Here is a 9408-nt window from a genome sequence, read left to right as displayed (position 1 = left end):
GTATACAGATTCTAAGAGAATCCTTGCAGTAAGAGGAGTAGGACAAAGTTTTAATGAAAATATGATAGAAATATATAAAAATTTATCTAATCATATGCCTGATAATGGTACACAGGTAGTTATGTTTACCCATCAAGATGTGAAAGTTTGGTCAGAACTTGCAATGATACTTTGGTCAGCAGGGTTAAGGGTTATATCTGCCTGGACCATATCTACTGAAACAGAATCTGGTGGCCTTAAGCAAGGAAACTATGTCTCAGGAACGGTTTTATTAACTTTAAAGAAACAAACTTCTGAAGAAAAAATCTATAGAGACGAACTATATGATGAAATCAAGGATGAGGTAGAATCAATAATAGATTCTATGAAGGATTTAAATGATAAGGAAGACCCAGACTTCAATGACGCAGATTTTCTTCTTGCTTCATATGCAGCTGCCCTTAAAGTTATAACGACTTATAAGAACATTGAAGGTATAGACATCCCTTATTGGCTAAGTCAACCAAGGGACAGTAAAGAAGAAAATCCTATAGAAGAGCTTATTAATAAGGCTCAAAATATAGCCTATGATTATTTAATTCCTGATGGGTTTGATAAGTTAATATGGAGAGACTTATCTAAAGAAGAAAGATTCTTTGTTAGAGGCTTAGAACTTGAAATGAACAATATATATAAAGTTGGTGACTATCAGGAGTTAGCAAGAGGATTTGGAGTTAAAGATTATACAAATATGTTTCAAAGCTTTAGAGCCAATTCAGCAAGGTTTATGACACCTTCTGAATTTAAGATGAAATTTATTGGTGATGAAGGGTTTGGTTCTACTATAGCAAGGCATCTATTAGTAGCTATCAATGAAGTTGGTAAATCTAATTCCACTGCTCAAGGCTTAACTTATCTAAAATCTACATTCCAAAAGAATAATGAATATTGGTATAAGAAGCCTATAATGATAGAACTATTGAACTTTGTATCAAGAATAGAATATATAGGACACATGGAACATTGGAAGGAACACGCTTATAATGCGAGACTTTTAAGAGAAGCACTTAAAAATGATGGAGTATAGGGGTGCAATCTATGATTAATCGATATTCTTCAAGAAGAGAGTCTTTATCAGGCTCTCTTCTAAATAAAAAGCTAAAAAACGCTAAATCATACGATAGAATAGCTGGATATTTTAGTTCTTCAATTCTTGAAGTAGCTGGTGAAGAAATAGAAAAAATAGAAGGGAAAGTTAAAGTCATATGTAATTCAGGCTTAGATGAAAGGGATGTTCAAACAGCTATACTTGCTAAGAATGCCATGAGAAAAGAGTGGTGCGATTTTAAGCCTGAGGAACTCCCAGGTTCATCTCATAGGTTTAAAAAGTTATATGAACTATTGTCCAGTGGAAAAATGGAAGTGAGAGTGTTACCTGATAAGAAGTTTGGACTTATTCATGGAAAAGCAGGGGTAATTACTATGACAGATGGCTCTAAGACATCTTTTTTAGGCAGTGCAAATGAATCTAAATTTGGTTGGGATTTAAATTATGAATTAGTATGGGAAGACGATTCTAAAGAAGCTGTAGATTGGGTTCAGGAAGAGTTTGATGCCTTATGGAATGATAAATCAGCAATACCCTTATCTGATTTTGTAATAGAAGATATAAAAAGGATTTCGGAGCGTAGAGTTATAGAAAGTGTTGAAGAATGGAGAGAAAAAGATGATGTAGAAGTCCCAAGTACAGCAGTGGAATCTCCTGTTTACAGAGAACACTTAGGACTATGGGAGCATCAAAAATACTTTGTAGATTTAGCTTTTAGGGACCATAAGAAATCCCATGGTGCAAGATATATATTAGCAGACCAAGTAGGACTTGGAAAAACAATTCAACTTGCTATGTCAGCACAATTAATGGCTCTGTATGGAGATAAACCTATACTCATTATTGTACCCAAAACCCTAATATGGCAATGGCAAGATGAAATGAATACACTATTAGATATGCCATCAGCTGTATGGAATGGTAAAGTTTGGGTAGATGAAAATGGTTTTGAATATCCTAATCGTGGATTAGAGGATATAAAAAAATGTCCCCGTAGAGTAGGTATCATATCTCAAGGTCTAATTGTTGCTAAGTCACCGATTATTGAACACCTATTAAGCAAGGATTATGAATGCATTATTGTGGATGAGGCACATAGGGCCAGAAGAAAGAACTTAGGAGAAGGAAAGGAACACCTTAGTCCTGACCCTAATAATCTATATGAATTCTTATTAGAGGCATCAGCTAAAACCAAAAGTATGCTACTTGCAACAGCTACTCCAATTCAAATGTATCCAATAGAACTATGGGATTTGCTGAATATATTATCCCAAAAGAATGATAGTGTTCTCGGAAGTGCTTCTTCTTATTGGAGAAAGAGAAGTAAAATTGCTTATAGTTTAAACCTAATCATGGGAAAAGAAAAAATGGAGTTTTTTAATCCTGAAAATTGGGAATGGATAAGAAACCCCTTTCCACCAGCCCATGAAAATGCCACATTTGCTTCCCTTAGAATGAAAGCAGGTATGAAGGACCATGAGTTTGTGTATAAGAAATCATTTATAGAACTAACCAGGGGAGAAGCTCAGAGAATAGGAGTATTACTAACTGGGGACTTCTATGCAAAATATAATCCTTATATAAGACATGTTGTTAGAAGAGAGCGTAAATACTTAGAAGAGACTATAAATCCAGAAACAAATGAACCATATTTAAAGAGGATAGATGTTGACCTTAGAGGAGAAGATGATGATGAGGCTCTTGTATTATCATCTTACCTAAAAGAAGCATATGAATATGCTGAAGACTTTTGTATAGAACTTGGAAAAAGGTCAAAAAGCTCTGGTTTTTTGAAAACATTGCTTTTAAAGAGGATAGGAAGCTCTATAGAAGCAGGAAAAAACACAGGATTAAAAATGTTGAATAGTTGGAATACATCCTTTGATGAAATATCGGAGGAGATATCAGATGAAGAAGAAGAAGTTAAAATAGAATCTGATATAAAAAATCTTACACCTATGGAAACAGAACTATTAGAAAAGTATGTAAGAGCTCTTGAAACCAGTGAGGCTACAGACCCTAAGTATGATAAAACAGTGGAGTTACTCCGAGATGAAAATTGGATTGAAAGAGGTACAATTATATTTTCTCAATACTTTGATACTGCAAAATGGATAGCTGAGAATCTTTCAAAGGAGTTTGATGGAGAAACTATAGGCTTGTATGCAGGAGGAGATAAGTCTGGTATTTTTATAGATGGAGTATTTAAGAGAAAAGAAAAAGAAGAACTAAAAGCAATGGTAAAAAGTAGAGACTTGAGGATACTTGTTGGAACAGATTCTGCAAGTGAAGGCTTAAACCTACAAACTCTTGGGTCATTAATTAACATTGACTTACCTTGGAATCCTACAAGATTAGAGCAAAGGAAAGGGAGAATACAAAGGATTGGACAAGTGCATGATACTATTTTTGTCTATAATATGAGATATAAAGATTCAGTAGAAGACAGGGTTCATAACTTATTATCTCAGAGATTAAGAAATATATATAATGTATTTGGACAATTGCCAGATGTTCTCGAAGATGTATGGATAAATGTAGCCATAGGAGAGCAAGAGAAGGCTCTTGAGATAATAGATAATGTACCCGAAAAACATCCATTTGAGAATAGGTACAATATGGGAGTTGAACATATAGATTGGGAAAGTTGTTCGGAGGTATTAGATAAAAAAGAGAAGAGAGAGTTTCTCAAGAAGGGCTGGATAAGGTGTATGAATGTATAATGATTTACTGTTCTGACCGTACACCATACAAGATTGTATATATGAGAGATAATTAGATATCTTCTAGACTGACTCAAGAGCTAATCTGTTGTATAAAAGTACAAATATTAAAGGAGAACAATATTTCAAAAAATTCGACTTATATGAACATACCAGATTTATTGTCTTACCAAATATATAAGCGCTATGTTAACATAATAATTTAATATTGAGTTATAAATAAGGCTTTTGAAGTCAGTAAATGACCCAAAAGCCTTATTTTAGTGAAAAAGCATCCGGGGAGGTGATGCCTATGTTTGCGTTGGTACATGTATTCTAGCTTTAATAATAAACTAAAGGAGGAAAAACATGATTGGTATCGAGCAATACCAAAAAATCCAAGAATACAAAGAACTCGGACTCGCCCAGACCAAAACTGCTAAAGCGCTGGGGATCACCTATACTTCTGTCAGTAAATACTGGAATATGAGCAAAGAGGATTATGCTAGGGAAGCTGAGCAGGAAAAGTATCATATGGATAATTATCGACAGTACATATTAGAGCAATTGAAAATATGCCCACAAATCCGAGATACCAATATTTATCTTAAATTAATTGAAGCCTTTCCTGATTTACAAGTTAAACGAGCTACTTTTTATCGCTATATGAAGGCCCTAAGGGAACAGCACGGGTATCAACATACCAGTAAGCGGAAAATCTCACCACGTGAAGTCTCGCCACCAGGATATGAAGCACAGGCTGATTTTGGTCAATATAAACTTAAAGATATGTATGGAAGAATTGTGCGGGTATATTTCTTTTGCATGGTTCTGAGTTATAGCAGAATGAAATTTGCTTACTTTTCACCGGATCCCTTCACGACCGATACAGCTATAAAAGCTCACAATTATGCTTTCCAGTATTTTGGAGGAAGTCCTCAGACAATTCTATATGATCTTGACCGGGTCTATGTAGTAAGCGAAAATCTTGGGAATATCATATTCGTACCGGCCTTTGAAGAATATGTAAAGCGTATCGGCTACAGTGTTTCATTATGCAGGCCAAGAGACCCTCAGAGTAAGGGCAAGGTAGAAGAGGTAATTGGATATGCCAAGCAAAGTTTTCTAGAGGGAAGGATGTACACCGGAATTGACAGTCTTAACAGTGCAGCTCTTGCATGGTTGGATAGAGAAGGCAACGGGAGAGTTCATACTGTGACTAGAAAAGTGCCACGAGAAATGTTTATTGAAGAACAAAAACAGCTGATTCATGTTAAACCATATTCAGAGGTATCAAGTACTGTAGCATCCTTTGATTCCAATGGAGTGGTCAGCTATAAAGGGAATCGTTATCAGATTGATGTCGGTGTGATGGATGCATATCAACGCATACGTATAGAGGATGATGGTGAAATACTTCTATTTTATGATACTGATACTAATGAATTATTAGCTAAGTATCCAGCAACAGAAGATACTGGACAGATATTCAAACCTGAAGGAAATAATAACAGAAACAGGGTTTCTCATGCTCTTATAAAACAATATTTTGCAGAGCATGAAATCGCTCAGGAATTTATACGGCGGATGGAACAGGAACAACCAAAATATTTTAATAGCCATTGCATTCGCTTAAATCGCATGACGAAGTTTTATTCGATGGAGCAAATGCTTGATGGGATAAGATACTGTATTGAGACTGAACGCTGCAATGCCTATGAACTTTTGGCTTACATAATGTATAAGCATGGTGAGCAGATAGCAAAGAAGTTCTTACCAAATCAACAGTATTTCAACCATCTGACACGTAGCAAGGAGATAAGGAGGGAAATCGATGGCTAATATAACTGAAATTCGCGAGTTGGCTAAGAAGCTAGATCTATGGAATATTGCCAGGGGATATATTGATTTGAATGATGAGAAACTGTCCAATCTAGATTATCTTCAGATGATATTACAAAAAGAACTAGAGATACGAGCCAGACAAAAGCAGATCAAGCTAAGAAGGGCAAGCAAACTTCCCAACAAGGTATTTGAATTATCGAATTTAAACAAAGGTTTGGAATGGCAGATAAAACAATTATCCCATCTGACGTGGCTCAATGAAGAACAAAACGTTATTCTTCTTGGTAAATGCGGGACAGGCAAAACTAGTCTTGCAGTTCATCTTGGAGAAACAGTGATCGACAATGGACATAAAACTTACTATACATCCATTGACACTTTTGTATCTATTGTAGAGAACAAAGATATAAACCCAAAAGCGGGAGCAACCTTCTCCTATATGCGGGAATGCGACTTGATTATTATTGATGATGTATTTTATCTAGAACCAACCAGCTCAGAGTTGCAGGCTTTTTATCGAGCAGTTACTTTTCTTAATGAAACAAGAAGTATCATTTTTATTACCAATCGTGAAATATCTGCATGGTTAGATGCAGTGGAAGACAAACATCTTTGCCAGACTCTGTTAGATAGAATAACAGCAAATTGTCAGATCATTCGCTTGACTGACAGATAAATTAAAACACTCGCCTCTTTTCTAGAAAAGGGTTAATACTCAAATTTGAAAACTATGCCGATTAACGGCTTTAAATAGATGCAAAAAATCTCATGAAAACTAAAGAATTACTTAACTTTTGAGATTATCTGCAGTTTCTGGGGTAGGGGGGTCTAAATCTCTACCACTTTTCGCCCCGGAAACGGGCGTGGGGCTTCGTGCAAAAAGTCGCAGTTTCAAACGGTGTGGTGAAATATACCGTAGAGTTCATTGGAATAACAGAGGCAAAAAATCGATTGTTTGGAGATGTGTCAGTAGGCTTGAGAATACAGGGTTAGCTTGTCATTCTCGAACTGTACAAGAGGACATGATAGGCTTAGCTACGGTGGATGCAATTAATAAGCTACTTGGGCAAAAAGATGACTTTTTGATTACCTTAAAGGAAAATATAGAAACAGTGATAAGTGAAACGGACAATAATATTGTTTCCGAGATAGATAAAAAGCTAGAGGAATTACAAAAAGACCTTTTGAGGCTGGCCAATTCCAAAGAAGATTATAACGATATAGCCGATGAGATTTACAGGCTCAGAGAGGAAAGGCATAAGGCTTTAGCAGAAGAAGCTGGCAAAAAGGGCTCCAAGCAAAGGCTAGAAGATATGGAAAAATTCATTAATGAATAATCCATCCTCCTTGAGGAGTATGATGAGCAACTAGTAAGGAGACTTATAGAGAAAATAACGGTCTATGATGATAAACTAACTATTGAATTTAAATCTGGTGTAGAAATTGATATAGAAAAATAAAACGAATTTGACCGCCGATTGAGGAGAAATACTTCTTGATGGGCGGTTCTTTTCTATTTATACTTGGGGATAATCTAATAAGTGAACTCGTTTCAGCAAGCTGAAACATCGGGGAATCAGATGGAGAGTCTACTCCACCTGATTAAAACCCACCTACGCTGCGCTTAGAGGTGGCGGTCTTGACCTTAAAGCTAAAAGATAAACACACTTGAACAATTACTCATATGTTTTTATTGACAAACGGAGAATTGAGGTTTATAATATATATGAAAACTTATTCAAGTGTTCAATTGAATGATAAGGAGGTGATATAAATATGGCAAAAAAAATTCAACCAATTGAAAGATGCGACTGTGATGTAATACATGAGGAAATTGTAAATAAAGTGCGAGAAAAAATGCCTCAAGAAGAAACTCTATATGATCTAGCAGAACTATTTAAAGTTTTTGGAGATTCAACAAGAATTAAGATACTCTGGGCATTAGATGAATCAGAGATGTGCGTTTGCGATATTGCATTCTTATTAAATATGACCCAATCAGCAATTTCACATCAGCTAAGAGTCTTAAAGCAGGCTGAACTAGTAAAGAGCAGAAGAGAAGGAAAGATTGTATTCTACTCTCTTGAAGATGAACATGTAAAGCAAATATTTGACCAGGGATTAATTCATATTTCAGAAGAAAGTAAGTAAAGGAGGGTCAGTAATGTTAAAGAAGGAAGTAATTTTAGAAGGTTTAGATTGCGCAAATTGTGCAGCTAAAATTGAAGATGAGGTTAATAAATTAAATGGAGTCAAAGCCTATATGAACTTCATGAACAAGACATTGACTTTAGAAACTGAATCAGAGCAAGAGTATAAGAATACATTACAGCAAGTTAAAACCATAGTGCACAAGCACGAACCGGATGTGGTAGTGAAAGAAAAATCCGTTAACAAGAGCAATAAAAAAGTATTAATACTTGAAGGACTTGACTGTGCGAATTGTGCTGCAAAGATTGAAGCTCAAACACAAAACCTTGAAGGAGTAAATAGTGCGACCGTTGATTTTGTATCTAAGAAGCTGACAATTGAAGCGGTCGATAAAAAGGAATTTGGTAAAATTCTTGGAGAAGTAACATCCATTGTAAATAAACTTGAGCCGGATGTTAAAATAGTTGATGCAGAGAAGAAAAAGGTGAACAAAAGCATAGTAATGCTTGAAGGACTTGGCTGCGCGAATTGTGCAGCTAAAATGGAAAAAGAAATAAGCGGTCTAGAAGGAGTTGAATTTGCTGCAGTAGATTTTGTTTCGAAGAAACTAACACTGGAAATAAGTCCGAAAGTCTACCGCTCTGAGTTAAATGAGAAGATTGAAGGCATAGTAAAGAAAATAGAGCCAGATGTAAAGGTCATTTTTGAGGAGAATAACTCCAAGACCAAAATAAACGAAAATAACGAAGAGGAAGAAGAAGGTGTCAACAAAAAAGAAATCATAAGACTTGTGGTCGGTGGAGCAATATTTGCCGTGGGAATCATCTTTAATTTCCAAAATTGGCTTGAGCTTACCTTGTTTATTATTAGTTATATCATAGTTGGTGGAGAGGTTGTCTTAAGAGCAATAAAAGGTATTGCCCGCGGTCAGGTATTCAGTGAGCATTTTTTGATGAGTATTGCTACCATTGGTGCTTTCTTCGTTGGAGAGTATCCAGAAGGTGTAGCAGTTATGCTGTTCTATCTGGTAGGTGAATTGTTTCAGGATATAGCTGTAGGTCACTCCAGAAAATCAATAAGTGCTTTGATGGATATTCGTCCTGACTATGCAAATCTTAAAGTTGGCGATGAGATCAGGAAAGTATCTCCTGAAGAGGTAAACATAGGTGACATCATTATTGTTAAGCCAGGAGAAAAAGTTCCCCTCGATGGCAAGGTTATAGAAGGAAACTCAATGGTTGACACTGCAGCGTTAACAGGGGAATCTGTTCCTCGTGAACTCGAGCCAGGAAACGATGCATTGAGCGGATTCATTAATAAAAATGGCGTTTTGACAATAGAGGTAACAAAGGATTTTGGTGATTCAACTGTATCTAAAATTTTGGATCTGGTTCAGAATGCCAGCAGTAGGAAGGCTCCTGCAGAAAAATTTATAACAAAATTTGCCCGTTTCTATACTCCGATTGTAGTCTTTGGAGCATTAGCCTTAGCAATCATACCTCCATTGGTGATCCCCGGTGCAACTTTCTCTACATGGATATATCGAGCCTTAGTGTTCTTAGTTATATCTTGTCCATGTGCGTTAGTAATTTCAATACCATTGGGCTTCTTCGGAGGGATTGG

Annotated in this window: 5 protein-coding genes and 2 pseudogenes (1 of these 7 running past the window's edge); all 7 read left to right on the top strand. The window is 36.0% G+C overall.

Annotated features, from left to right (window positions below):
* A pseudogene (locus CI949_RS11145) lies at positions 1-1066 on the top strand (DNA methylase); the annotation flags it as partial.
* 11 nt (positions 1067-1077) lie between these two features.
* Entirely contained in the window at positions 1078-3810 is a 2733-nt protein-coding gene (locus tag CI949_RS11140) for a phospholipase D-like domain-containing anti-phage protein (RefSeq protein WP_290766492.1), read from the top strand.
* A 348-nt stretch (positions 3811-4158) separates the two neighbouring features.
* Positions 4159-5631 (top strand): IS21 family transposase, encoded by a 1473-nt coding sequence (gene istA / locus CI949_RS11135; RefSeq protein WP_290766490.1) that lies wholly within the window; start codon positions 4159-4161, stop codon positions 5629-5631.
* On the top strand, positions 5624-6310 hold the full coding sequence (locus tag CI949_RS11130; protein ID WP_290766488.1) for an ATP-binding protein: 687 nt from the start codon (positions 5624-5626) through the stop codon (positions 6308-6310). Before istA ends, CI949_RS11130 begins: the two co-directional genes overlap by 8 nt.
* 223 nt (positions 6311-6533) lie before the next feature.
* Positions 6534-7094: pseudogene (locus CI949_RS20930) on the top strand (zinc ribbon domain-containing protein); the annotation flags it as partial.
* Positions 7095-7410: 316 nt separating this feature from the next.
* Positions 7411-7785 carry a metalloregulator ArsR/SmtB family transcription factor gene (locus CI949_RS11120; protein ID WP_005584884.1) on the top strand — a complete coding sequence of 125 codons (375 nt, stop codon included), beginning with the start codon at positions 7411-7413 and terminating at the stop codon, positions 7783-7785.
* A 13-nt stretch (positions 7786-7798) separates the two neighbouring features.
* Positions 7799-9408 carry the 5' portion of a heavy metal translocating P-type ATPase gene (locus CI949_RS11115; RefSeq protein ID WP_290766473.1) on the top strand. Its footprint extends 988 nt past the window's final position, so only the first 1610 of its 2598 coding nucleotides appear in the window; its start codon is at positions 7799-7801; its stop codon lies beyond the right edge, outside the window.

This window comes from Halanaerobium sp. (assembly GCF_003070835.1).
The sequence above is the reverse complement of the archived record's forward strand: the minus strand, read 5'-3'. Positions and strand labels throughout refer to the sequence as shown.